General features: G+C 47.0%; 25 protein-coding genes. 5 read left to right on the forward strand and 20 right to left on the reverse strand.

The features are described 5' to 3' along the window. Positions 1–74 precede the first annotated feature (74 nt). Both Q7C19_RS08075 and Q7C19_RS08080 read left to right on the forward strand, forming a co-directional pair. A complete protein-coding gene (locus tag Q7C19_RS08075; RefSeq protein WP_375091940.1) occupies positions 75–1,397 on the forward strand; it encodes a dihydrolipoyl dehydrogenase family protein in 1,323 nt (440 codons plus the stop codon). 11 nt (positions 1,398–1,408) lie between these two features. After that, a complete protein-coding gene (locus tag Q7C19_RS08080) occupies positions 1,409–1,789 on the forward strand; it encodes a VOC family protein (RefSeq protein ID WP_035406375.1) in 381 nt (126 codons plus the stop codon). A gap of 60 nt (positions 1,790–1,849) precedes the next feature. Here the strand turns inward: Q7C19_RS08080 and trxA are convergent, their stop codons facing one another. From trxA to zapA, 11 genes are all read right to left on the reverse strand, one after another. After that, positions 1,850–2,161 (reverse strand): thioredoxin, encoded by a 312-nt coding sequence (trxA, locus tag Q7C19_RS08085; protein ID WP_023468994.1) that lies wholly within the window; start codon positions 2,159–2,161, stop codon positions 1,850–1,852. 162 nt (positions 2,162–2,323) lie between these two features. Further along, on the reverse strand, positions 2,324–3,289 hold the full coding sequence (locus Q7C19_RS08090; RefSeq protein ID WP_375091941.1) for an electron transfer flavoprotein subunit alpha/FixB family protein: 966 nt from the start codon (positions 3,287–3,289) through the stop codon (positions 2,324–2,326). A 13-nt stretch (positions 3,290–3,302) separates the two neighbouring features. Then, the gene (locus tag Q7C19_RS08095) at positions 3,303–4,076 is read right to left on the reverse strand and encodes an electron transfer flavoprotein subunit beta/FixA family protein (protein ID WP_035406369.1); all 774 of its coding nucleotides are present in this window, start codon (positions 4,074–4,076) and stop codon (positions 3,303–3,305) included. 74 nt (positions 4,077–4,150) lie between these two features. Then, on the reverse strand, positions 4,151–4,729 hold the full coding sequence (locus Q7C19_RS08100; RefSeq protein ID WP_052018985.1) for a fatty acid metabolism transcriptional regulator FadR: 579 nt from the start codon (positions 4,727–4,729) through the stop codon (positions 4,151–4,153). Between the two features lie 71 nt (positions 4,730–4,800). Beyond that, positions 4,801–6,474 (reverse strand): AMP-binding protein, encoded by a 1,674-nt coding sequence (locus Q7C19_RS08105; RefSeq protein WP_056062630.1) that lies wholly within the window; start codon positions 6,472–6,474, stop codon positions 4,801–4,803. A 197-nt stretch (positions 6,475–6,671) separates the two neighbouring features. After that, the gene (locus tag Q7C19_RS08110; protein WP_035406360.1) at positions 6,672–7,568 is read right to left on the reverse strand and encodes a YitT family protein; all 897 of its coding nucleotides are present in this window, start codon (positions 7,566–7,568) and stop codon (positions 6,672–6,674) included. A 183-nt stretch (positions 7,569–7,751) separates the two neighbouring features. Further along, positions 7,752–8,159: a DUF350 domain-containing protein gene (locus Q7C19_RS08115; protein ID WP_023469001.1), complete on the reverse strand. Its 408-nt coding sequence runs from the start codon at positions 8,157–8,159 to the stop codon at positions 7,752–7,754. Between the two features lie 10 nt (positions 8,160–8,169). Beyond that, a complete protein-coding gene (locus tag Q7C19_RS08120; protein WP_312085271.1) occupies positions 8,170–10,536 on the reverse strand; it encodes an endonuclease MutS2 in 2,367 nt (788 codons plus the stop codon). Next, on the reverse strand, positions 10,537–12,252 hold the full coding sequence (gene polX / locus Q7C19_RS08125) for a DNA polymerase/3'-5' exonuclease PolX (protein WP_290785298.1): 1,716 nt from the start codon (positions 12,250–12,252) through the stop codon (positions 10,537–10,539). A gap of 45 nt (positions 12,253–12,297) precedes the next feature. Then, on the reverse strand, positions 12,298–12,846 hold the full coding sequence (locus Q7C19_RS08130) for a CvpA family protein (protein WP_035406349.1): 549 nt from the start codon (positions 12,844–12,846) through the stop codon (positions 12,298–12,300). Between the two features lie 3 nt (positions 12,847–12,849). Beyond that, positions 12,850–13,086: a cell division protein ZapA gene (gene zapA / locus Q7C19_RS08135; RefSeq protein WP_029342308.1), complete on the reverse strand. Its 237-nt coding sequence runs from the start codon at positions 13,084–13,086 to the stop codon at positions 12,850–12,852. Between the two features lie 120 nt (positions 13,087–13,206). Here zapA and rnhC point away from each other — a divergent pair, with 120 nt between their 5' ends. Next, complete coding sequence (gene rnhC, locus Q7C19_RS08140) at positions 13,207–14,127, forward strand: ribonuclease HIII (RefSeq protein WP_290751929.1); 921 nt, start codon at positions 13,207–13,209, stop codon at positions 14,125–14,127. Positions 14,128–14,148: 21 nt separating this feature from the next. Here rnhC and Q7C19_RS08145 read toward each other — a convergent pair whose 3' ends face one another. Continuing rightward, positions 14,149–15,615, reverse strand: a complete 1,467-nt coding sequence (locus Q7C19_RS08145) for a UDP-N-acetylmuramoyl-L-alanyl-D-glutamate--2,6-diaminopimelate ligase (RefSeq protein WP_290751932.1) — start codon at positions 15,613–15,615, stop codon at positions 14,149–14,151. 248 nt (positions 15,616–15,863) lie between these two features. Between Q7C19_RS08145 and Q7C19_RS08150 the strand changes: the two genes are divergently transcribed. Next, positions 15,864–16,292, forward strand: a complete 429-nt coding sequence (locus tag Q7C19_RS08150) for a MarR family winged helix-turn-helix transcriptional regulator (protein WP_035406341.1) — start codon at positions 15,864–15,866, stop codon at positions 16,290–16,292. Continuing rightward, positions 16,289–17,476 (forward strand): MFS transporter, encoded by a 1,188-nt coding sequence (locus tag Q7C19_RS08155; RefSeq protein ID WP_035406338.1) that lies wholly within the window; start codon positions 16,289–16,291, stop codon positions 17,474–17,476. Before Q7C19_RS08150 ends, Q7C19_RS08155 begins: the two co-directional genes overlap by 4 nt. 67 nt (positions 17,477–17,543) lie before the next feature. Here the strand turns inward: Q7C19_RS08155 and pheT are convergent, their stop codons facing one another. The 8 genes from pheT to infC all read right to left on the reverse strand — a co-directional run bounded on the left by pheT (position 17,544) and on the right by infC (position 24,889). Further along, the gene (gene pheT, locus Q7C19_RS08160) at positions 17,544–19,940 is read right to left on the reverse strand and encodes a phenylalanine--tRNA ligase subunit beta (RefSeq protein ID WP_035406335.1); all 2,397 of its coding nucleotides are present in this window, start codon (positions 19,938–19,940) and stop codon (positions 17,544–17,546) included. Positions 19,941–19,952: 12 nt separating this feature from the next. After that, entirely contained in the window at positions 19,953–20,975 is a 1,023-nt protein-coding gene (pheS, locus tag Q7C19_RS08165; RefSeq protein WP_035396564.1) for a phenylalanine--tRNA ligase subunit alpha, read from the reverse strand. 308 nt (positions 20,976–21,283) lie between these two features. After that, complete coding sequence (locus Q7C19_RS08170; protein WP_050677644.1) at positions 21,284–22,036, reverse strand: TrmH family RNA methyltransferase; 753 nt, start codon at positions 22,034–22,036, stop codon at positions 21,284–21,286. A gap of 7 nt (positions 22,037–22,043) precedes the next feature. Beyond that, a complete protein-coding gene (locus tag Q7C19_RS08175) occupies positions 22,044–23,126 on the reverse strand; it encodes a M42 family metallopeptidase (protein ID WP_029342316.1) in 1,083 nt (360 codons plus the stop codon). 12 nt (positions 23,127–23,138) lie between these two features. Beyond that, positions 23,139–23,621 (reverse strand): dUTP diphosphatase, encoded by a 483-nt coding sequence (locus tag Q7C19_RS08180; protein WP_035406331.1) that lies wholly within the window; start codon positions 23,619–23,621, stop codon positions 23,139–23,141. A gap of 118 nt (positions 23,622–23,739) precedes the next feature. Beyond that, positions 23,740–24,099: a 50S ribosomal protein L20 gene (gene rplT, locus Q7C19_RS08185; RefSeq protein ID WP_012371057.1), complete on the reverse strand. Its 360-nt coding sequence runs from the start codon at positions 24,097–24,099 to the stop codon at positions 23,740–23,742. Positions 24,100–24,136: 37 nt separating this feature from the next. Continuing rightward, positions 24,137–24,331 carry a 50S ribosomal protein L35 gene (gene rpmI / locus Q7C19_RS08190; protein ID WP_023469015.1) on the reverse strand — a complete coding sequence of 65 codons (195 nt, stop codon included), beginning with the start codon at positions 24,329–24,331 and terminating at the stop codon, positions 24,137–24,139. Between the two features lie 27 nt (positions 24,332–24,358). Then, complete coding sequence (infC, locus tag Q7C19_RS08195; protein WP_035406328.1) at positions 24,359–24,889, reverse strand: translation initiation factor IF-3; 531 nt, start codon at positions 24,887–24,889, stop codon at positions 24,359–24,361. Between the last annotated feature and the right edge of the window lie 260 nt (positions 24,890–25,149).

A 25,149-nucleotide genomic window follows, 5' to 3' on the forward strand; every position in this document is an offset into this window, starting at 1 on the left:
CTCCTTTCACCGTTTTTAGTTTTATTCGTTCGGGTAAATACCATACATTGATTATGACATACGGAGGATGAAAAATGCGTACATATGATTGCATTGTGATTGGAACAGGTTCCGCTGGAAATCAAGCGGCTTATAAATTTGCTGAAAAAGGACTACGTGTTGCCATCGTTGAAAATTTCACGCCAGGGGGCACATGTGCCCAACGTGGGTGTGACGCTAAAAAAATTCTGCTGACGGGTAGTGAGACGAAGGATGCGGTCGAGCGCTTGCTCGGATATGGCGTAAAGGGATTAATTTCAATCGATTGGCGCCAGTTGATGGAGCGCAAGAATGAATACACGCGCGCCATTCCGGAACAAACACGAAAACGATACGAGGAAACGGACATCGACTATTTCCACGGCGAACCCCGCTTCGTCTCTTCACACCGTCTCCAAATTGGTGAAGAAGAAATCGAAGGGAAGCAATTCCTGATCGCAACTGGTTTACGCCCTCGCGAGTTATCTGTACCCGGTAGTGAACGTTTTATAACGAGTAATGAATTTTTGGAACTAAAAGACCTCCCACGTCGACTCGTCTGTATTGGTGGCGGGTACATCTCGTTCGAGTTCGCGCATCTTGCTCGGATTGCTGGTGCAGACGTCACGATTGTTTTACGTTCTAACCCCTTAAAACAATTCGAGAGTGAACTCGTCGATGTCTTACTCGATGCTACGCAAGCACTTGGCATCTCGATCATCAAAGAAGCAGAGGTCGTCGCTTACGAAGAGGAATCACTTCGTTTATCGAACGGTGACGTGTTGAAGACGGACGTCGTCTTGAATGCGACTGGACGTGTCGCAAGTATCGACCAACTCGGACTCGAAGAAATCGGTGTTTCCCATAATGAAAAAGGAATCCATGTCAATGCGTACCTGCAGTCTTCTGTCGAACATATCTATGCCGCAGGAGATGTCGCTGTCAGCGGGAATCCCGCGTTGACGCCGTTTGCTGGAACCGAAGGACGACTCGCTGCCGATAACATGCTCGAAGGGAATAACCGGAAACTGGAACTGCTCCCTGTACCTAGCGTCGTATTCACTGCGCCGAACCTTGCCCTCGTCGGTGAAACGGAAGTTTCCTTAAAAAAAGCAGGTATTCCGTACCGTGGTCGCTTGATTGATACGTCCTCTTGGCAAACGAACGCACGCATCAAGGATAATTTTGCTCGGGCGAAAGTGCTCGTGGGGGAAGAGGATCAAGTACTAGGCGCACACTTCATTGGTGTCAATGCGGCGGAACTCGCAAATTATTTCTCGTTTGCGATGCAACACCGGATCCCTAGTACTTCGATGCAACAGACTGGATTTGCTTACCCGACACCTGCTTCAGACATTGCTTCGTTATTCGAGGATTGATAGGAGGCTTTTTGATGATTCAATACGGCTATACGATTTTATACGTTGAAGACACTGCACGGACGCTGACATTCTATCGAGACGTTCTTGGCTTATCCGTCAAAGCGGAGCACGGAAGCTACATTGAGTTCGAGACCGGTCAGACAACACTTGCCTTCAATACTCGTGAAGACGTGCAACGGTTGATTCCGGATTACACGATCCCAAGCGGAAAAGCGCAGCAGACGTTAGAGATTGGTTTCGTCACGGATGACGTCCCTACGCTTTTTCAAAAGGTGGAAGCTGCCGGATACAAGACCGTACTCACGCCTGTTGAAAAACCATGGGGGCAAGTCGTTGCGTACGTGCTTGATCCGGATGGTCACCTCATCGAACTTTGCACACCTATGTAATCTAAAAAAACAGACCGTTCTGCCTGTGCAGAACGGTCTGTTTTGATATGCAGGAAAGAATTAGTTAGATGTTTCAACGAATTCTTTAAGTGCGTCTTTTGGCATGAAGCCCATTGTTTTGTTGACAGGTTGTCCATCTTTGAAGAGAACGAGTGTCGGGATACTTTGAACTTGGAATGCTCCAGCTACTTCTGGGTTTGCATCTACGTCAACTTTAACGATTTTTACATCTTGCATGTCAGCATCGAGTTCTTCAAGAACTGGTGCGAGCATACGACATGGTCCACACCATGTTGCCCAAAAATCAACAAGGACGAGTCCTTCTTGTGTTTCTTCTTTAAATGATTGGCTAGTTGCGTGTACGATTGCCATTGATCATAACCTCCTAATGAGTAGATCAACCCGTTAAAAAAATGGGTGATCTCTTTATTGATTCGAGTATATCATAGCAGTCTCTTCCAACAAACGAAACTGCTCACGTGAAGAATTCGTAAAAAATAACCGGTACCATCTGCATGGCACCGGTACATTCACTCATCCGTGAACAAGCATTTTTTTGAATTCAGCTGTCAATAGTGGCACGACATCGAACAAATCTCCGACGATGCCATAGTCCGCGACAGAGAAGATGTTCGCTTCCGGGTCCTTATTGATCGCAACGATCACTTTGGCATTCGACATCCCTGCTAAGTGTTGGATCGCACCTGAAATCCCACACGCGATATAAAGATCCGGTGTAACGACTTTACCTGTCTGACCGATTTGAAGCGCATAATCGCAGTAATCCGCATCACAAGCACCACGCGAAGCACCAACTGCTCCTCCAAGGACATCCGCTAGTTCTTCTAACGGTGCGAAGCCGTCTGAGCTTTTGACACCGCGCCCACCCGCAACGATGACTTTTGCCTCTGATAAATCAACACCACCTGTTGCTTTACGTACGATGTCTGCGACAATCGTCCGTAAATCCTTCAGTTCGACCCTGACCGACTCAACGGTTCCTTGTGAACTCCCCGTTTCGAGCGGATCGATGTTATTCGGACGGACCGTAAAGAGTGTCTTGCCTTCTGCGACTTTGACTTTCTCGAATGCTTTCCCTGAGTAGATCGGTCGGATGAAAGTTGCTTCCGCGCCTTCCCCTGCAATCGCCGTCACATCACTGATTAGACCGGCTTGCAGTTTTGCCGCGATCTTCGGTGATAAATCCTTGCCGAGCGATGTATGACCGAAGACGAGCACGTCGGGTGACGTCCGGTTCATCAACTCGAGGAAGACTTGTCCATAACCGTCTGGCGTGTAGTGTAGAAGACGCTCATCCTCGACGACGAGGACTTGGTCCGCTCCGCGTGATGCTAATGCGTCGGCATCCTTAGCGACATCGTGTCCAATCAGGACTGCGATGACTTCATCCGCGACACGTCGCGCTGCTGCGATTGCCTCAAACGACACATTCCGTAAACTGCCATCCCGTGATTCTGCGAGTACTAATGCTTTTGTCATTCGTTTCTCCCCCTTAGACCACTTTTGCTTCGTTGCGTAATAATGATGCGAGCTGTGCGACTTGCTCGTTTAGTTCACCTTCGAGAATCTTACCGGCTGCTTTGTTCGGTGGTAAGAAGCGTTCAATCGTCTCTAGACGTGGTGCGAGTTCATCTTCATCGAGTTCGAGATCATCGAGTTCGAGTTCTTCAAGCGGCTTCTTTTTCGCTTTCATGATCCCCGGAAGACTTGGATAGCGTGGCTCATTCAGTCCTTGCTGCGCAGTCACGAGTAACGGAAGTGTTGTTTCAATCGTTTCTGTATCCCCTTCAGCGTCACGTGTCACGACAGCCTTCGTGCCGTCGAGTTCGAGTTTTGTGATCGTCGTCACGTAAGGAATATCGAGCAATTCTGCGACGCGTGGTGCCACTTGACCACTTCCGCCATCAACTGCGACGTTTCCAGCGATGATAAGATCGACTGTCTGTTCTTTTAAATAACCAGCAAGTACTTCAGAAATCGTGAAATGATCCGCCTCTTCGATGTCATCCTCAATCGAGATGCGTACTGCTTGATCCGCTCCCATTGCGAGTGCTGTTCGTAATTCTTTGTCCGCGTCTTCCGGACCGACCGTCACGATCGTCACAGTTCCCCCTTGTGCATCACGGACACGAATCGCCTCTTCTACCGCATATTCATCATATGGGTTAATGATGAACTCAGCCCCATCCTCATCGATTTGACCATTTTCGAGTTGGATTGCTTCTTCCGTATCGAATGTGCGTTTCAACAGTACATAGATTTCCATCTCATGCTCCCCCTTATCGTCTATTCACCATCATTCTTTGTATCCGCTTACATAATTGTTGTCATGAAAAGGGCTTAACTCAGCCCTTTGATCAACATCCGATGGATCCCGTCGCGTGTCTCAAGCAACTCATATTTGAATCCACTTGCCATCCAGCTCGTCACGACCTCATCGATTGTTCCGAAGATCATCTGACGCGCTAACCGATAATCGAGTTCGTTTGAAAACTCGCCTGTCGTCATCCCGTGCTTGATGACACGGTCAATCAGATGCAGGTACGGTTTCAAGACGGCGGCAATGTTTTGGCGCATGTCTTGATTGGATTGACGTAGCTCGATTTGCGTGACGACAGCCAAATCATAATCAACGGATAATTGCTCAAGATGTGCCTCGATCAATGCGGCCAATTGTTCTGTCGCTGACGTGTGATTCGCGATTTGTCCTTCGGAATACTCGATGAAGCTTCCCATTTTCGCTTGGAATAGCGAAATCAGCAGGTGTTCTTTATTCTTGAAGTACAGATAGATCGTTCCATCCGCAACACCGGCTTCCTTTGCGATGGCGGTCACCTTCGCTCCATGGTAGCCGTTTTTAGCGATGACTTTTACGGCGGCATCAATGATGCGGTCACTCTTTGACATTGTTCGTTTCATTCCACTATCTCCTAACGCATAAAATGAATGATGGTTCATTCATATTTATTCTATCATGCCATTTTGTCCTGTCAACTGCTTTCTTCGAGTTGTTTGGCACGTTCTTCTTCAACAAGAACACGACGGAGAATCTTCCCGACGAACGTCTTCGGTAACTCTTGTCGGAATTCGTACTGCTTTGGCACTTTAAATGACGCTAACTGTTTACGACAGAATTGATCAAGCTCTTCTTCTGTGACCGTCATCTCATCCTTGACGACGATGAACGCCTTGACGGTCTCTCCACGATAGGCATCCGGAACACCGATGACGACGGCTTCCTTGACGGCCGGATGCTCGTACAAGATTTCTTCGACTTCACGTGGATAAATATTAAATCCGGAAGCAATGATTAAATCCTTTTTCCGATCAACGATCCGGAAGTAATGATCTTCGCCGATATAGCCAAGGTCTCCCGTGTGCAACCAACCGTTTCGAAGAACAGCTTGCGTCTCTTCTGGTCGTTTCCAGTATCCTTTCATGACTTGCGGACCTGTGACGATGATCTCACCGATCTCACCAGGAGTTGCGGGTGTCTCTCCATCCGCTTGGACGATTTTCGCTTGCGTATCGGGTACCGGAATACCAACCGTTCCAGGAATCCGGCGATCCCAGATACAGTTCGTATGAGTCACCGGACTCGTCTCAGACAAACCATATCCTTCAACGATTCGTCCGCCCGTTAATGCTTCGAATTTTTCCTGGACTTCGACCGGCAGTGGAGCTGAACCTGAAATACAAGCTTCGATTGAAGACAGATCATATTTCTTTAGCTTCGGATGGTTCAACAGACCGACATACATCGTCGGTGCACCAGGGAACAGATTTGGTTTTTCCTTATGAATCATTTTCAATACTTGTTCGATGTCGAATTTTGGAACGATGATTTGCTCATAGGCATTAAAAATACCGAAATTGAGGTTACATGTCATGCCATAGACATGGAAATACGGAACGACAGCTAACAGTTTTCGTCCATCTCCCCGCTCATATTTATAAAACCATTTGTCGATTTGCTCGACATTCGCACTCAGGTTATAGTGCGTCAGCATGACACCTTTTGGAGCACCTGTCGTTCCACCCGTATATTGAAGAACCGCGACATCTTCTTTCGGTTGAATCGCAACCGGTGTAATCGGTTCATAACCACGTAGCGATAAAAATGGAATCGAACCCGTCGTATCGATGACGATGTTGTTATCTTTCCGTGCTTTAATGGGATACAGTTTATTTTTAGGGAAGGGAAGATAATCCGCGATGCTTGTTGTCACGACCGTTTTGAGTGCCGTCGCCGCTTTGACGCGAGATGCTTTCGGATAAAGTAGGTCGAGGGTCACGAGCAGATGTGCACCTGAATCGATGAGGATCTGTTCGAGTTCACGGTCCGTATAGAGCGGATTCACCTGCACGACGATTCCACCAGCATAGAGGACAGCATAATAACTGATCATATACTGGGGACAGTTCGGTAACATCAGTCCGACACGATCTCCTTTTTTGAGGCCATGCTCTTGAAGTAAACTTCCGAGTGCATGTGCTTCGTCGCACACTTCACGAAACGTCATACGTTTCCCTAAGAAACTTAAGGCACGTTGTTCTGGAAAATCAGTCGCTGCCTCATCAAGTGCCTGATAAAGAGGTATTTCTCGGTAATCAATCGATACGGGTACTTGCTTTGGATAATCAGATAACCAAACGGATTCCATACGTTTCCCTCCCTGATAATGAATTACTATTCATTTTCATTATACGTTGATTTGAATTCGACATGCCAGTAAAATCCAAAAAAAGAAATTGAATCTGCTTGTTTTTTTGGTTATTTCAATCAAAATTTTAATACTAAAAAAGCAGCACCTCCCTTTCTCGATTTCCGAAAAAGAGAGGTGCTACTTTTGAATCCATATTACCGGGAGGGATATGTGAATCCTTCCCCGATGACTTCTCGCACTTTATGAATGACGACGAAGGCGCGGGGATCCGCTGCTTCGACGATTTGTTTCAACGGTGCCAGTTGTCGTTTATCGACGATCATATACAACATGTCATTCTTTTGTTTCGTGAAATGACCATGACTGTGGATGACAGTTGCGCTACGTCCGAGCGTCTCCGTCAGAATCGTCGCAATTTCTTCTTGGCGATGGCTAATGATCGTGACCGCTTCGCGGACATTCAATCCTTCGCTGACGAGATCAATCAAATACGAACCGATGATAATCGCAATTAACGTGTACAGCATCGTCTCTTCTCCAAATAGAAAACCTGACGCACCGACAACGGCGACATCGATGATGAACATCGAGACTGCGATACTGAGATTCAAGTATTTATTCATCAGTCGAGCGATAATGACACCACCGCCCGTCGTTCCTCCCGCACGAATGACGAGTCCGATTCCGACACCAATCAAAATACCCGCATAGACCGTACCAATCAAACGGCTATCCGATGATGTCGCAAGGTTTGCTGTCGAAGAGAGGACAAACGATGTGACGGCGACTGAGATGACTGAGTAAAGCATCGTCTTCCGGCTAAGGAATCGATAACCGACAACGAACAGCAAAGCGTTCGCAAGCAAGGAGACAAGTCCCGTATCCCAACCGTAAAGATAGTAGAAAATGACCGTGATCCCAATCAATCCACCTTCTGAGAGATCATTTGGAATCGTAAAGTAGTTGATTCCAAAGGCGAGAATCGACGACCCGATGATAACCCAGAAGATGTCCTTCCAAGAAATCAATTGCATCGCCTCAAAAGCACGGCGTCTCGTTTCTGTCGTTGTTGATGTTTTTCGTACGTTCATATGCGTTCCTCCTTTTTTGATTAGGCGTGGCTCAATAAAAATTCCGTACTGAAACGATGTCAGTACGGAATGATCACACGGTAAGACCGGTTCTTTTAATTAAATACAATCCAGAGGATACCGACAACCAAAAAGGCGATCGAAACCCCGAACATGATTTTCGCTAAACGTTCTAACACGGATTCACCCCACTAACGCTGATCCGATGACGTAGGACATGCCGATCGATAAAGCGCATGAAATGATACCGACAGCAATGTTGCCATTCTCGATTTCACGGTCTACCGGCAAATTCGGTGTCAGGAATTCAAAGATCCAATATGTCGATATCAACAATAAGAAGCCAAAGGCACTTTCAAGAAATATCGACCCGACTCGTTCTTCCCCTTGAACAGCGAAATGAACGATATTGGCGAGTCCGATGATTTTTCCACCTGTTGCTAACGCAACGGCGATGTTGCCACTCTTGATATGTTCCCAGTTTTTATACCGGGTTGTCAACTCAAAAAGTGCAAGCCCCAAAATGATCAGTAATCCCGCGACCGAATAGAGCGCTGTCGTATAGACATAGACGTTCTCAAAAATGTTCATCTTGCTTTCCTCATTTCAGTTCGATGATCGTCACACCGTGTCCGCCTTCACCTTGACCACCTAACCGGTGACCTTTGACGTGACGATGACCTTTCAAGAATTCTTGGACACCTTGTCGCATCGCTCCCGTACCCAGGCCATGAATGACACGGATGTGGTCGTAATTCGATAACAAGGCTTGGTCCATGAAGCGTTCGAGCTTCGACAACCCTTCTTCGACACGCACGCCACGTAAATCCAGTTCAGCCGAAGGTGTCGATTGTTTCGTCACACTCGTTCCACCAGAGCGCCCTTTCGTTTGTGGACGTTTTGGTGTACTGCCAATCTTCGCGAGATCTTCCGGTTTGACGTTCACCTTCATGATGCCGACTTGGACGGTATACTCGCCGTTCGCCTGTTGGTTGATAATGTAGCCTTTTTGATTGAAGGTCGTGACTTTAACTTCTTCGCCTTTATCAAATCGCGGCGTTTGGTCGTATTTTGCTTTTACTTTAGCTATCCGCTTCTCTTGCAGACTCGGCTTCGCGTCTTCGAGTCGCTTCCGCGCCTCGATCAGTTCATGCTCTTTGACGGCACCAGCGTCTCGTAATTCCTTCAGACGTTTGATGACGCCTTCTGCTTCTTTTTGAGCGCGTTCGACCGCACGTGTTGCTTTTTCTTCCGCTTTTGCCAGAATTTCGTTTTTCTCTTCCTGGATCTCAGCTTGTTCTTGCTCGAACTGCTCTCTCTCTTCGACAAGTCGTTTTTTCTCTTCTAACAACTGTGCCTCTAACGTTTCAGCCCGCTGTTTCGCTTCTTCTAATCGTTCGATCATCGTCTCGACAGACTGTGCGTCGCTACCGATCTGACCACGTGCTGCGTCGATGATCCGGTCTTCGAGTCCAAGACGTTTTGAAATCTCGAACGCATTCGAGCGTCCAGGTACACCGATGAGTAAGCGATAGGTCGGACTGAGTGATTCGACATCGAATTCCATCGACGCATTGACGACCCCTTCTCGGTTATAGCCGTACGCTTTTAATTCTGAATAGTGCGTCGTCGCTGCCACACGTGCTCCGCGTCGCTTCACTTCATCAAGAATCGCGATTGCTAGGGCAGCCCCTTCTGTCGGATCCGTTCCCGCACCTAACTCATCGAACAGTACTAGACTCATAAAATCGATTTTTTCCATCATTGAGACGATGTTCGTCATGTGTGAACTAAACGTCGATAAGTTTTGTTCAATCGACTGTTCATCCCCGATATCGGCATAAATCGCATCAAAGACACTGAGCTCCGTCTCATCTGCAGCTGGCACGTATAGTCCCGATTGCACCATCAATTGCAAAAGACCGATCGTCTTTAAGGTAACTGTTTTACCGCCGGTGTTCGGACCGGTGATGACGAGTGACGTAAAATCCCCACCCAGTGATACGGTAATTGGTACGACTTCCTCTTTCGGGATGAACGGATGCCGTGCTTCCTTCAGAATGATATGGCGGTTTTCGTTCAAGCGTGGCTCGACCGCTCCAATCTGATGACCGTATAATGCTTTCGCCATGATGAAATCAAGTTCTGCTAATACATCCAGATTGATGCGTAGCGAATCACCAACGCTACCGACAAGTGCCGATAGTTGTGCAAGAATTCGTTCGATTTCCGCCCGTTCTTTCAAACGCGCTTCTTGAATTTCGTTGTTCGCAGAGACGACAGCTTGCGGTTCGATGAACAACGTTGCTCCAGAAGCCGACTGATCGTGGACGATTCCGCCGAACGCTTGACGGTATTCTTGTTTGACCGGTACACAATAACGATCGTTTCGCATCGTCACGATGGCGTCAGACAGCATCTTCGCTTTACTACGTAAGACGTTATCGATTTTTGAACGAACTTGTCCTTCGAGCGAGCGTAACTGACTGCGTAACGCTCGTAATTTATCACTCGCTGAGTCTTGGACAGTCCCTTGATCGTCGATGGCATGGCGAATCCCCTGTTCGATCTCGACGAGCTTCGTGATTTGCTCGATTCGACTATCAAGGCGCGGTAATCGTAGATCCGCATGGTCTTCGTGTAGCCGTTCTTGGAACGCCTTCACTTGACGTCCCGAGTAGACGACGTCTGCGACGGCTAGAAGTTCACTCGTCGAGAGGACAGAGCCAATCTCTGCCCGTTTGACTTCACTTCGGACGTCCGTCAATCCACCGAACGGATAACGGTCACGCAACCGGTAGACCGTCGTTGCTTCCGTCGTGACAGCTAACAGTTCCTTGACCTGCTCGAAGTCTTCCGCCGGACGCATTGCCCGGACGAACTGTGCTCCGAGTGAACTAGCCGTGAAGGCGAGCATGTTTTCTTTTAACTTCTCATATTCTAAAACGCGTAATGCGTTGGCATTCATTTAATCCACTCCTAAACGTTTTCGACCGAAGAATTCGAGTGCTTCTTCAGCAGACCACGTATTGATGACATCAGACGCCTCCAAATAAGCTTTACGAGCATGGAGGACTCCAAGTTTCATATCTTCTAACATTTCTGGTCGGTGTGTATCCGTATTAATTAAAATCTTCACGCCGGCAGCCTTCGCTTTCGCAAGCGAACTTGCCGTTAAATCAAAACGTGCTGGATTCGCGTTCATCTCAAGCGCTGTTCCTGTCTCCGCTGCTAGTTCGATCAATCGATCGACATTGACGGCGTATCCTTCTCGTCTTCCAATGATTCGTCCCGTCGGATGAGCAATCAAGGAAACATAAGGATTACGACAAGCATTCTCGAGCCGCTGCATGATCTCTTCCTCCGTCTGATCGAACTTCGAGTGGATCGAGGCGATGACATAGTCCATTTCTTTTAAGAATTCATCTTCATAATCAAGTGATCCATCGGGCAAGATATCCATCTCGACACCACATAAAATTGTCATATCGGGATGTTTCTCACGTGCCGCTTCGATTTCAATACGTTGTGCACGCAGACGTTCTTCCGTTAATCCATTGACGAATTTCATATATTTACTATGATCCGTGATCGCCATCCATGTATATCCGCGTGCAGCACAGGCATCGACTAGTTCTTCAACAGACAACGTACCATCTGACCATGTCGTATGCATATGCACATCGGCTTGAATATCTTGTTCCGTCAAGAGACGTGATAAATCTTGCTCGAATTCATGACGTCCCGCTCGTAATTCAGGCGCGATGAACGGTAAATCATATCGCGCAAACAATTCTTCTTCTGTGTTCGGTTGCACTAATCCTTGCTCGGTCTCGACACCATATTCAGAAATACTCTCTCCTCGCTCTTTTGCGAGTTGGCGCATCCGGACGTTGTGATCCTTCGAACCCGTAAAGTGATGTAATGTAGATGCATACGCCGCATCATCCACGATTCGGAAATCAACCGCGATATAATGAACGTCTCGTTTTAAGATGAGCGATACTTTCGTGCTGCCAGCTGCGATGACTTCATCGATGAGCGACAGTTCTAGAAGCTGCTCCTTGATTCGTTCCGGTTCATCCGTTGAGAGAATGAAATCAAGGTCCTTACACGTCTCTTCTGCTCGACGGAAACTTCCTCCAACTTCAAAACGAATGATTGCCTCAAACGATGCAAGTGTCTGATTCAATTCAGCGACGATCTTTCGCATGACACCGTATGGTAATCGCTCCGGTCGTGTTTCAAACGTTTCAAGTGCTTTAACGTACTTCTCGACCGTCTTCTTGCCGAATCCAGGCATCGCTTCGACTGTACCATCTACTAATTTCTCTGCAAAGGAATCTGCATCAATGACGCCGACTTCATGCAGTTTAGCGAGCTTTTTTCCACCAAGACCTGGAATCTTCAATAAGGCGATCAATCCTTCTGGCACTTCTTGTTCGAGTTCTGTCAGTGCCGTGCTCGTTCCCGTTTCCCGATATTCCTCTAGAACAGCAGCCGTTCCTTTCCCGATCCCCTTCATCGCCGTGAAATCCTCGATCGCCATGAAGTCAGCATCGGATGCTTCGAGAATACTTGCTGCTTTCCGAAAAGCATTAATCTTAAATGGATTTTCCCCTTTGACCTCTAGGTAGACCGATATCCGTTCCAAATGACGCATCGCATCTTGAATCGTACGCATGTGCAGTTCTCCCCTCAAAAAAAGCTCCCAATCGTGGGAGCCTGTTTATTTTATCAATCCAACTTGATCCATCAGCCAGTTCGCAAGAAGCGGGGTGTGCTGGATAATGAAGCTTGCTAAACTCGAGTCCGCGATCGCATCCTGTATCGATTGGATTGGAACGAATGCCGCTAAGAACAAGAGCAGGAAGATGAAGATGTACATCTCGATGAAACCAAAGACGCCACCTAATAACCCTTTGACTTGTTTTAGAATCGGGACATTCGTCAACGAATCAAACATCGACAATAAGATCGATAAGATGATTTTTGTACCGAAGAACAGGACGACGAACCAAAAGGCTTTGTAGAACACCTCATCGAGTCGTGCTGAACTTGGAATCGCGAACATCGTCAAATCGATTCCCGCATCATCCAGTGTAGACGGATATGGTACCCACAATCGGAATTTCGTAGCCAGTTCCTCATAGAACGACAGCGCAACGATGAAGGAAATGATCAGGCTGAGCAAATGACCGGCCTGCAACACAACTCCCCTTCGGACCCCTGTCATGACACCTAAGGCGAGAAGTAATAAGATAACGAGAGAAATCATAGTTTATAGTTCACCCAAATTCTTTTTAATTTTTACATAATCACTACCAATATTAAGCGCCGCTAGGACGGCGATTTGACGAACGTCGAGTTGTGGTGCTTGTTCTCGGATTTCTCGAATCTTCGTATCTACGAGGAGACCCACTTCGCGTACGTGTTCTGGCGACTCCGTTCCGACAATCGTATAATCATTGCCTGCGATATGAATCGTCGTCCGGTTCAACCCTTCTGAATCAGCCATTTTTCTGTCCTCCTCATACTTTGCTTCTTTCATATAGTACCATCATTTTCGTTTTAGGAAAAGAAGTCCCCCATCGGTCTTAAGGATGGTATGCTTAATCCCGGAAAGGGAGGTTATCCTATGGGAACGACCGTTTTACGCTTATCTAAAGAAAAACAGGACTTAGTCATACAGAACTTCAAACAGAACGAGACGAAGTCTCCTCCGTATGCCCGTTTTGCTGCTAAGATTCCTGGTTGTGTCATCACGATTTATAATTCTGGAAAAGTGATGTTTCAAGGACCGCAAGCCGAAGCTATCGCTACACGTTTCGGTACGGCTTCGCCGACTAAGTCGAAAGAACCACTTGTTTCAACGTTACCGAATGGTTTTTCGGAATGGTCCGTCGTTGGTAGTGACGAAGTCGGGAAAGGCGATTTCTTCGGTCCACTCGTCGTCGCCGCTTCCTTTGTTGATCGAAAGCAGATCGCACTTCTTCACGAACTCGGTGTCCGAGACTCCAAACATTTGAACGATATCGAGATTCGTCGAATTGCTCGCGATCTCCATGCTGTCATTCCGTACACATATCGTATTCTACATAATCCAGAATACAATCAGATGCAACGGTCGATGACTCAAGGAAAGATGACTGCCCTGATGCATAATGATGTAATCGAGCGGCTTCTTGACCAACTGGAGACGAAACCAGAAGCGATTTTAATTGATCAGTTCGCCGAAAAAAGTGTCTATTATAAACACCTATCTGGTGTTATGAATCCTGTTCGAGAAAATGTCTACTTCTCGACTAAAGCGGAACAACTTCATGTCGCCGTCGCTGCTTCATCCATCATCGCTCGTGCGATTTTTCTCAAGGAAATGGACAAGTTAAGTGAGTCAACAGGTGTCGTCATTCCTAAAGGTGCTGGCGCCAAGGTTGACCAAGTCGCGGCTTCACTGATTTTACGTTATGGCTCTGACAAACTGCGTGACTGGACGAAAGCTCATTTTGCGAATACAAAAAAGGCACAACAATTAGCTACGAAACGAAACCGACCATGACCCTTGCGGAATGGTCGGTTTTTAAATGACGGATTCTCCTTCAGACAGCCGTTCTAGTTCCGCAAGCAGTATATGTTTTTCATTAAAAGGAATCGTTTTAGTTCCGATTCGTTCCACCTCATCATGCCCTTTTCCGACAATGACGACGCGTTGTCCTCGATGTGCGAGATGCGCGGCTTGTACGAGTGCTTCATGACGAGACGTGTGACACCCAATTAACCGCTCTTTCGGAACATCAACAATTAACTCATCGATGATCTGATTCGGAGCCTCTGATCTCGCATCATGAACAGTTGCTATGATATGTTCGCAATATTTACTTGCGATTCGTCCCATCTCCGCTCGTTTTGATCGGTCACGCTCTCCAGCTGCACTCAAGACAATCGATAGCGACTCGCCTATATAAGTAAGTGCCTGTAAACATTTTTCTAGACCATCTGGGGTATGCGCATAATCGAGATAGATTTCGCAAGAAGTCCATTCCAATCGTTCAAGTCGTCCTTTCGGTAACTCCAGTTCTGGAATATGACGAATCAGTGCATACAGATTGGCATTGCCTGCCCGCAATAATCCCATTGCTGCCGCTAAATTCGCTGCATTGAATTCACCAAGTAAAGCTGTCGGTACACGTGTCGTCGTCTCATCGATCCGGACATTGATGGTGTCGGTCAGCCATTCGACTGCGATTTGTGACGTCCGGTGTGGTTGCGTCGTATACCAAATAACTGGTTGCAAAGGTGCGGCATCTCGCATGACACGACTCCAACCGTCTTCTCGATTTAAGACGATGGTCTGTCCGTTTGACGCAGCAACTTGTTGAAATAACAAAGCTTTCGTCTTGGCGTACTCTTCCATCGAATGATGATAATCAAGATGATCATGCGATAAATTCGTAAAGGCTGCCGAATGGAAGGAAACTCCCTCGACTCTCCCTTCAGCGAGCGCATGAGAAGACACTTCAATAATACAATCCGTCACGCCTTGTTCAACCATCTCGAACAATAATCGATGCAAAATGATCGCTTCGGGCGTCGTATTTGGCGTCTCGATGAGTTCTTCATCGATCCGTGCACCGACCGTGCTGATCATGCCGGCTTTCACACCAGTCGCCCGAAAGAGATCGTACGCTAATTTCGTTGTCGTCGTTTTTCCGTTCGTTCCTGTTACACCATAAACACGCATTTTTTGACTCGGTTGGTTGTAAAAGCGATTCGCGACTTGACCTGCAAGTCGTTTTGTATCCGGTACGATGATGATAGGAACTGGAAAGTCGGGAAACGGGCGTTCAGCCAAAATTGCCACAGCTCCATTTTTGATTGCTTGATTGATATAATCGTGACCATCAACGGTGTAACCGTTGATACAAATAAACAGTCCATTCGGTTTGATTTGACGTGAATCGGTGGCGATATTCGTAATCAATGGATTGATTGCTTCATTTATAGGAATTGGCAATAATTCAGTCAGAAGCTTCGCTAGTCGATTCATGATGTACTCTTCCTTTCTTCTCTCTATGTCCAAATAGTACAGTCAACTTATCGTAAGAGTAAGCACTCGATGTTTTAAGTTGAACAAATACCCTTTTACGGAACATACCCCGTTCGAGCATTGCTTAATCTTTTTCATTTAAGAACCTCATTCCTGTTAATACATGCAAGAAGTTTTTTCATCTTGCACCTCTCACCCAGCTTTGATACACTCTTAAGGTTAACTAGTTAACTAAAGGAGAAATAAAAATGCTTTATACCCAAGAAGATGTCCTCGGACAATTATCCAAAGTATCACGTCTCGTCAAACGAGAAGTTGATGCTACCTTAGCTCCATATTCCTTACATACGGGTCAATGGGCGCTATTGAAAGCAGTTGCGTTATTACAACCTGTTTCACAAGTTCAATTGGCACATTATTTGATCATCGAAAAACCAGCTGTGACAAAAACCGTTTCACGTCTTGAGACACTCGGATTCATCACTCGAACGAAAGAAGGACGAACACACTTCGTCTCGTTGACACCTTTAGCCATCGAACGGTTCGACCAAATCGACGCTGCTGTCCAAGAGACACATCAACGATTACTTGCCACCTTCCCCCTTACCGATCAGCAACAACTCGGTGAATGGATGACACACTTACTCACTCTACATCGACAGGAGGAATCCTCATGACCACTCGATTATTTTCACGTCATTACGTCATGACGTTGGTCATCAATCTATTGCTCTTCATCACGTTTTACCTACTCAATGCCTCACTGCCTTTACTGGCTGCTAAGCAGTTTCCAGTCTCTGCTTCAGCACTCGGATGGATTGTGACTAGCTTCATCCTGGCAACGGTCTGTTCTCGTCCATTGATTGGTCACTGGTTGGATCGTTACGATTTGAAGCGCGTCTTGATGATCTCTGCGACTCTCTTTACAATGATGAGCATTTGTTACCTGCTCGTCCTACCACTGGAATCATTCTTCTATTTGATCATCATCCGTATCATTCATGGTTTTAGTTTTGGGATGTTGTCTTCTTCAATCAGTCTCGCTGTCACGACATTGATCCCAAAAACACGTCAAGGCGAAGGTATGGGATATTTTGTACTATCGATGAACTTGGCATCCGTTCTTGGTCCTGTCATCGGTCTAACCTTTATTCAAGAAAAAGCCTTTGCTCTTTATTTCGTCACGGTTGCTGCCCTAGCCATCATCGCCTTATTGTTAATGATGCGTTTGCCACTAACAAGCCAACATATTCCAAGCACATCCGCATTTCGTTTAAGCCAGTCTCTCTTTTTATCGCGTCCACTTTTGTTAGTAGCGACCCTTTTGGCAGGCGTTGCAATTTCTAGTACTTCAGCGTTCATTTCACTGTATACGGACTCGATCGGACATGTGGCATATGCTTCTTATTTTTATGCGTTAGTTGCTCTTGGAATGGTCGGGATTCGACCAATTGCCGGAAAACTGTTCGACCAGCGGGGTGCCGCATTCGTGTTATTGCCATCGTTTGTTCTTTATATGATTGGCTTTGTCATTCTCGGCATGTATCCTTCTTTTGCCGGTTTATTGACTGCTGCCGTCATCATTGGTGTCGGTTCGGCGTCTATCTTCCCGGGTCTTCAAACCGTTCTCTTGAATTTCGCACCTCCCGCACAGAAAGGGAAAGCCATCTCGACCTTTTTCCTTGCTTACGACACGGGCTTCGGAATCGGTGCCTTGATTCTCGCCACAGTCGCAAGCGGTATCGGCTATTCGAATATGTTCTTATCCTGTAGTCTAATCGTTCTCGTAAGTGGTCTACTGTACTTTATCTTTACGAAACGACAAGCTACATCATCTGAAGCAGAAGAACTAGCTTCTTAAATCTATCTCGTCAAACGAAAACAGCCACCTTCCTCTAAGAGGAAAGCGGCTGTTTTTTTTATTCTGATTATGCACGAAGTTCCGCATTGAAAGTTTCTTTCACTGCATCAACGACTCGCTGTTGCGCTGTCGTAATCTCTTCGTCGACGAGCGTCCGTTCTTTGTTTTGGTAACGAAGAGAGAAGGCGAACGATTTTTCATGTTCTCCAACGTTCTCTCCCGTATAGACATCGAATAATTCGATTGCCTGTAGAAGTGGACCGGCCGCCTCCGTCATGACATCGACGATTGATTGTGCCGTCACTGATCGCTCAACGACGATTGCTAAGTCACGTGTCATCGATGGGAACCGTGAGATTTCCGAGTAGACCTGTTCTTCCTTCGAACGCAATGCCATTGCCTCTAACTCGAAGACGTACACTTCTTTTAGACCATACTGTTCTTTTGACAGACCAGGATGCACTTGACCGACGAATCCGATTGCTTCTCCATCAAGCAGAATACGTGCCGTCCGCCCTGGGTGCATCGATGGAATGCTCGCTGCCTCAAACGTCAACGTGATACCAGAAGCAGATGCGAGTGTCTCGACGATTCCTTTCATGACGAAGAAATCTGTTTTAACAAGTGTGCCATGAGCACGGTGTTGTTCTGATACACCAACTGCGACGCCACCAATCATTTCTTGTTCGATTGGAAGTGTCTCAAGTGAAGCATCTCGTTGTAGATAAACACTACCGAGTTCATAGAACGCGACATCTGCATGCTGTCGAGCGACGTTATGTTGTGCGACTTCAAGGAGTCCCGGAATGAGTGATGTCCGCAATGTCGAACGTGCTTCACTGATTGGCATCGCCAGTTTGACTGGATGCAGATCTTCCCGTTCATTGAATTGCATCGCGCGTTGCTCGCTCGTCAATGAATACGTGATCGCTTGTGAGAGACCCGCTCCCTGCAATGTCCGACGTAAATGACGACGATGGATGTTCCGTTTTGGTAAGAAACCACGGCTCGCTTCAGACGGTAAGCTTGAAGTCAGTGCATCATATCCATAGAGACGTGCGACCTCTTCCGCTAAATCAGCCGGAATTTTCAAATCTTGGCGGCGAGTCGGTACGCTGACCGTCAAGGCATCCCCCGATAATTCAACACCGAGACCAAGACGTTCGAGTAACGTTTGCATGACCGTTCCTTCAATTTCCATACCAAGACGATGATTGATGTACGAGACACTCGCTTCAATCAAATGATCGTCAAGCTCGAGCGTTCCGGCTTGAGCGACACCGGCTTGAACCGTTCCACCCGAGAGTTCAGCAATCAAAGCTGCAGCACGATCGAGTGCTAACAAGACACGACGTGGATCGACACCTTTTTCAAAACGCGCACTCGAGTCAGAACGGAGTCCAAGAACACGGCTCGTCTTCCGGACAGAAATCGGTGCGAAATAAGCAGACTCTAAAATGATCGATGTCGTATTACCGTCCACTTCGGTATTTGCTCCACCCATGACTCCAGCAAGCGCGACCGGGCGTTCACCGTCTGTGATGACGAGCATCGAAGAATCAAGTGTCCGCTCGACTTCGTCTAACGTCGTGAATGACTCCCCTGCACGTGCTTGACGCACGACGATTTGTTTCCCGAGTTTTTCGGCATCGAATGAATGAAGCGGCTGACCTGTTTCAAGTAAAACGAAGTTCGTGACGTCGACGACGTTGTTGATCGGACGAATGCCGTTCGCGATCAAGCGGTTTTTTAACCAAGTCGGTGATTCTTGAATCGTCACCCCTTGGATTTCTCGTGCCGCGTAGAACGAGCAGTCTTCTGAATCAAGCGTCACTTCTACTGTCGTCGCTGGCTCTGCTTCTTTGACTTCAACGACCGGGAAAGTCGGTGTCGTGTCATAAAGCGCGGCCACTTCGTGTGCGACACCATACATGCTGAGACAGTCCGAACGGTTCGGTGTTAAGCCAAGTTCGAGGATTTCGTCGCGAAGACCGAGTAATTCCAAGACGTCTTGTCCTGGTGTGACTGGTTCACGGAACGTATGGATCCCGTCCTGCTCATCTTCTCGGATATATTTTTTTTCGAATCCGAGTTCTTCGAGTGAACAGATCATCCCTTCCGAGACGACACCGCGCAATTTGGCACGTTTAATTTTAATCCCTGGCAAGCGAGCTCCGACACGCGCGACGATGACATCTTGTCCGGCTTCGACGTTCGGTGCACCACAAACGATTTGAACTGGTTCGTCTTGTCCGATGTCAACTGTCGTAACGTTTAATTTATCTGCTTCTGGATGTTTTTCTTTCGTTAACACACGTCCGACGACGATGTTGTTTAACGCTTCATCCCGGACATCGACGCCTTCGACTTCGATTCCACTCTTAGTAATCAAATCAGCCAGGTCTTGTCCTGATGTATGACTGACATCCACATATTCGTTCAACCATTGTTTTGAGACTAACATCTGCGTTCCCCCTTAAAACTGTTCGCTGAAGCGAACGTCATTCGTATAGAAGTGGCGAATATCATCGACACCGTATTTCAACATGGCAATCCGTTCGATGCCCATTCCGAATGCAAAACCTGACATTTTCGTGCTATCATATTCGGCCATTTCGAGAACGTGAGGATGAACCATTCCAGCACCTAGAATTTCAATCCAACCCGTCTGTTTACAGATGTTGCATCCTTTACCGCCACATTTGAAACACGAAACGTCGACTTCGACGGACGGCTCCGTGAACGGGAAGAAACTTGGACGTAAGCGGACTTCACGCGCTTCACCGAACATCTGCTTCGCGAAGGCTTCAAGCGTTCCTTTTAAGTCTGCCATCGAAATCGATTCTCCGACGACTAGTCCTTCGACTTGCATGAATTGATGCGAGTGCGTCGCATCATCTTCGTCTCGACGATAGACTTTACCTGGGCAAAGAATGCGGATCGGTTCACCTTTAGAAGCGAGCATCGTCCGTGCTTGGACCGGCGACGTATGCGTTCGCATCAAGATTTCTTCCGTGATGTAGAATGAATCTTGCATATCACGTGCTGGGTGATCCTTCGGCAGATTCAACATCTCGAAGTTGAAAAGATCTTGCTCGACTTCTGGACCTTCCGCAATCGTATAACCGAGTCCGACAAAGATGTCTTCGATCTCATCCGTCACCTGTTGCAAGAGGTGCGCATGACCGACCTTTTTCGGACGACCTGGTAACGTGACGTCAATTGCTTCCGCTGCCAGTTTCGCATCCATTTCTTGTTGTTTGACAGCTGTCAGACGTTGTTCGAGTTGCTCTTGGATCGCTTGACGGACCGTATTAGCGATCTCACCGACGACTGGTCGTTCTTCCGCTGATAACTTTCCCATTCCTCGTAATACTTCTGTGATTGGTCCCTTTTTCCCGAGATACTTGACTCGGACGTCATTAAGATCTTTTTGTGTTGTTGCCTGATCGACTAATGTCAACGCTTCATCGCGTAATGCTTCTAATTGCTCGCGCATCTTTCCCACTCCTTTAGTTGAAGATATAAAAAAACGTCCCTCCGGCAAATGCCGAAGGGACGATGTAAACACCGTGGTACCACCCTTGTTTGACTTTTCAATCGAAAAGTCCTCCAATTGCGCGATAACGGGCGCATCCCGTCACGATCTCTCGTGCGACTCCGGAGTGAATTCGGTTAGCAGATTCACGAAGCAGTTTTCAGTCTATGACTGCCTCTCCCTGATTGAATCATTCCCTAACGTACTCTGTTCCATCAACGTCCATGATGTATTCCTGATGTTCACTTTAGCATGAACGCTTGTCGGTTTCAATCCACGCTTGCAAAATGATAGAGCAAAATGCCAGCCGCTACTGCCGCATTCAATGACTCCGCTTTACCGCGGATCGGGATGTAGGCACGCTCATCACAATAAGAGAGCAATTCTGGCGCAACGCCTTGTGCTTCGTTCCCGATGATCAAACCAAGTGCATCCATCGGTGCGATCGTTTGATAAGACGTTGCTCCTTCTAACGCCGTGCCGATTACCGCAATTCCTTGCTCGTGCAGTGCATTGACTGCCTCTTCGAGCGGCATGGAGATGACAGGTAGGTGGAACAGCGATCCTTGAGTCGCACGGATGACTTTTCCGTTATAGACGTCAACTGTTCCCGGTCCGACGACGACACCATCGAATCCAGCTGCGTCAGCTGTCCGAATCATCGTCCCGACGTTCCCTGGATCTTGTAGACGATCGAGCAACAAATAGCGTCCTCGTTCTAATTGTGCCGAAGCTTGTTTCATCTCACAGACAGCGAAGATGCCTTGCGACGTTTCCGTCTCAGCCAGTACTTTGATGACGGCTTCATCGATCGTAAAGACATCGGCATTTCTTTTCCAAGAACCTGGTACTTGGTACGATTCACGCACGATCAATTCCTTGACGATTCCAGCGCGAACCGCCTCTTCAATCAGATGTTCTCCTTCGATCAAGAAACGGTTCGTCTGCAGACGTCCTTTTTTCGTTAAGAGTTTTTTCCATTGTTTAACGATTTCGTTCTTTGCTGATGCGATGTGCTTCATTATTTTATTACCCCTCGTAGATCGCTTGGACGGTCTCCGCATCAAGACGTTTTGTGACAGCAACGACTAAATCGACGGCTGCTTCGAAATCGGCTTTATGCATGATTGAGACGTTCGTGTGCAGGTAACGAATCGGTACAGTCAATGCAAGTGATGGAACACCTGTATTAGACAAATGGAATTTCGCTGCATCCGTTCCGCCACCTGGCGTTAAGTCCAGTTGATACTTGATATTTTCTTCTGTTGCGACTTTCGTCACGAAATCGATCAATCCACGATGTGCGATCATCGTTGCATCGAACATGATGACTTGAACGCCTTCACCTAATTTCGACAATGCCTCACGATCGGTCATTCCTGGTGTATCACCCGGGATACCTGTATCGACAGCAAAGGCGATTGATGGTTTCAGCAGGTGTGCGACGGTTTGAGCCCCACGTAACCCGACTTCTTCCTGAACAGTCGCTCCTGCGAAAATCGTGTTCGGATGTCCGTCTGCTTTTAAGCGTTTGATTGCTTCGATTGCGATAGCACAACCAATCCGGTTGTCCCACGCTTTTGCCATCAAGAAGTTCTCATTTTTCATCACAGTAAATTCGCAATGTGGAACGACCGTATCACCCGGACGAATTCCCCAACCGTCGACTTCTTCTTTTGATGAAGCACCGATATCGATGAACATATCTTTAATGTCGACCGGCTTATTGCGCGCTTCCGGTGGTAAAACATGAGGTGGTTTTGCCCCGATTACGCCTGGAATGACTTCACCAGATGACGTCACAATATTCATACGCTGTGCCAAGAGGACTTGTCCCCACCAACCACCGAGTGGTTGGAAACGAAGGAATCCTTTTTCATCGATCTTCGTGACCATGAATCCGACTTCATCCATGTGACCAGCAATCAATACACGCGGTGCATCTTCGCCTGCGCCTTTATGTTCAGCAAACAGACTACCGAGACCATCTTGGTGGAACGCTTCTGCATGAGGTTCTAAATATTCACGCATAAGGCTTCGGACTTCTTTTTCGTTTCCCGGTACACCTGTTGCGTCCGTGAGACGTTTTAGCATATGTAATTGTTCATTCATCTGATTTCCTCCTTAGTAACCGTTGTCTTGTCGCACATGGTTTGCTTCATTTTTAGAAATGTAAGCCTTGAAAATCATATCCTGTGTAAAGCCTAGTGTAGCACCTAATGCAAGGTATGCACCAATCAGAACGTCATAACTTTGTTCCGTCCGCGAGATCGCAAAAACGTTCGTTTTGTTATAGACGTCTAAAAAAGCATCTGTTGCTGTCAAATAGAAGTCACCTTCTGTAAAATGACTCTTCTTGTACTCAAGCGCTAGACCTAGTGAGAGTAGAAAATGGACGCCATCGACATATTCCTCAAGAATTGTGACTTGAGCGGATGGTCCCTTGTTCGACCAGAACTTAAAGCAACGTGTCTCGTTCGCAAGTTCACCGAGTTCGACCAATAAGGCAAGCAGACGCTCGTCGAATTGATTGCCTGTTAATTGATGTTCTGACTGAATCCGTTTATCCAACTGTTCTTGCATCTCAAAAAGTGTCAACCAATCCATCTTTAATTCTCCTTCTATCTAAAAAAATCATATGACCGTCTCATCGACGTGCCTTCTTATTTTATCATTAAATCGAAAAAAACGTCGGAGAATTAAATTCCCCGACGAATTGTAGAACTTAAGCGTTCAATTTTGCTTTTGCTGTGTCAGCAAGTGAAGCAAATGCAGTTGCATCTGTAACTGCGAGGTCAGCGAGCATCTTACGGTTAACGTCGATACCTGCTAATTTAAGACCATGCATCATGCGGCTGTAAGAAAGACCGTTGATACGTGCTGCCGCATTGATCCGAGTGATCCAGAGGCGACGGAAGTCACGTTTCTTTTGACGACGGTCACGGTAAGCGTACATGAGAGATTTCATGACTTGCTGTTTCGCAACCTTGAAGAGTGTATGTTTCGAGCCGTAGTAGCCCTTAGCTAATTTGAGTTGTTTTTTACGACGTTGACGAGTCGTATATCCGCCTTTTACGCGTGGCATATAAATTCCCTCCTAAATCTGTATACGATTGGATAAATTACTTCGCGATCATGTGACGGATGCGTTTGAAGTCACCCGTAGATACCATGCTAGCTTTACGTAATTTACGTTTCGCTTTTGTTGATTTGTTACCGAACAAGTGGCTTGTGTAAGCACGACCACGTTTCAATTTGCCAGAAGCAGTACGTTTGAAACGTTTAGAAGCACCGCGGTGCGATTTCATTTTAGGCATGAGAGATTCCCTCCTACTTCGATTCGATTAGTCTTCTTTCTTAGGAGCAAGCACGAGGAACATGCTGCGTCCTTCCATCTTCGGTCTCTGTTCCACAACACCGAACTCACTTAAATCCGTTGCGAGGCGTTCGAGAACGCGTCTACCGATTTCCGAGTGAGTGATGGCACGACCGCGGAAACGAATACTCGCTTTCACTTTGTTACCATTCTCCAAGAATTTCTTCGCATTACGGAATTTCGTTTGGAAGTCGTTCTCCTCGATCGTCGGGCTAAGACGAACTTCTTTCATCTGAATCACTTTCTGATTCTTCCGAGTTTCTTTGTCCTTCTTTTGCATCTCGAAACGGTATTTACCGTAGTCCATGATCTTACAAACTGGCGGTGTCGCTTGTGGAGCGACCATGACGAGGTCAAGTTCCGCTTCCTCTGCGAGACGTAGCGCTTCGTTGCGTGATTGGACACCTAGTTGAGCACCATCCGCTCCGATAAGACGAACTTCCCGGGCACGGATGCTTTCATTGATTAACAGATCTTTGCTAATGGTTAGCACCTCCATCGTGCATTGCACGAAAAATGAATGATAGAAAACGCTATAAAAAAAGCGTCGGCAGTTTTTCCCGCCCACACTCATAAGGAACGCCAAGGCACAGCATTTGCTATACATTGCGTATCTTCATGATGAACCAGTACGAGTTATCATACATGGTGAGAAGCGGGATGCTTCTGCTTTGTTGTCATTTCACTTTGCTATCATAGCACTTGTTTTCCCGTGATGTCAAGCCGCTTTCTATGTTCTTACAGAACGTTGCTCACATA

This window comes from Exiguobacterium sp. PHA03, assembly GCF_041945985.1.
Taxonomy (GTDB): domain Bacteria; phylum Bacillota; class Bacilli; order Exiguobacteriales; family Exiguobacteriaceae; genus Exiguobacterium_A.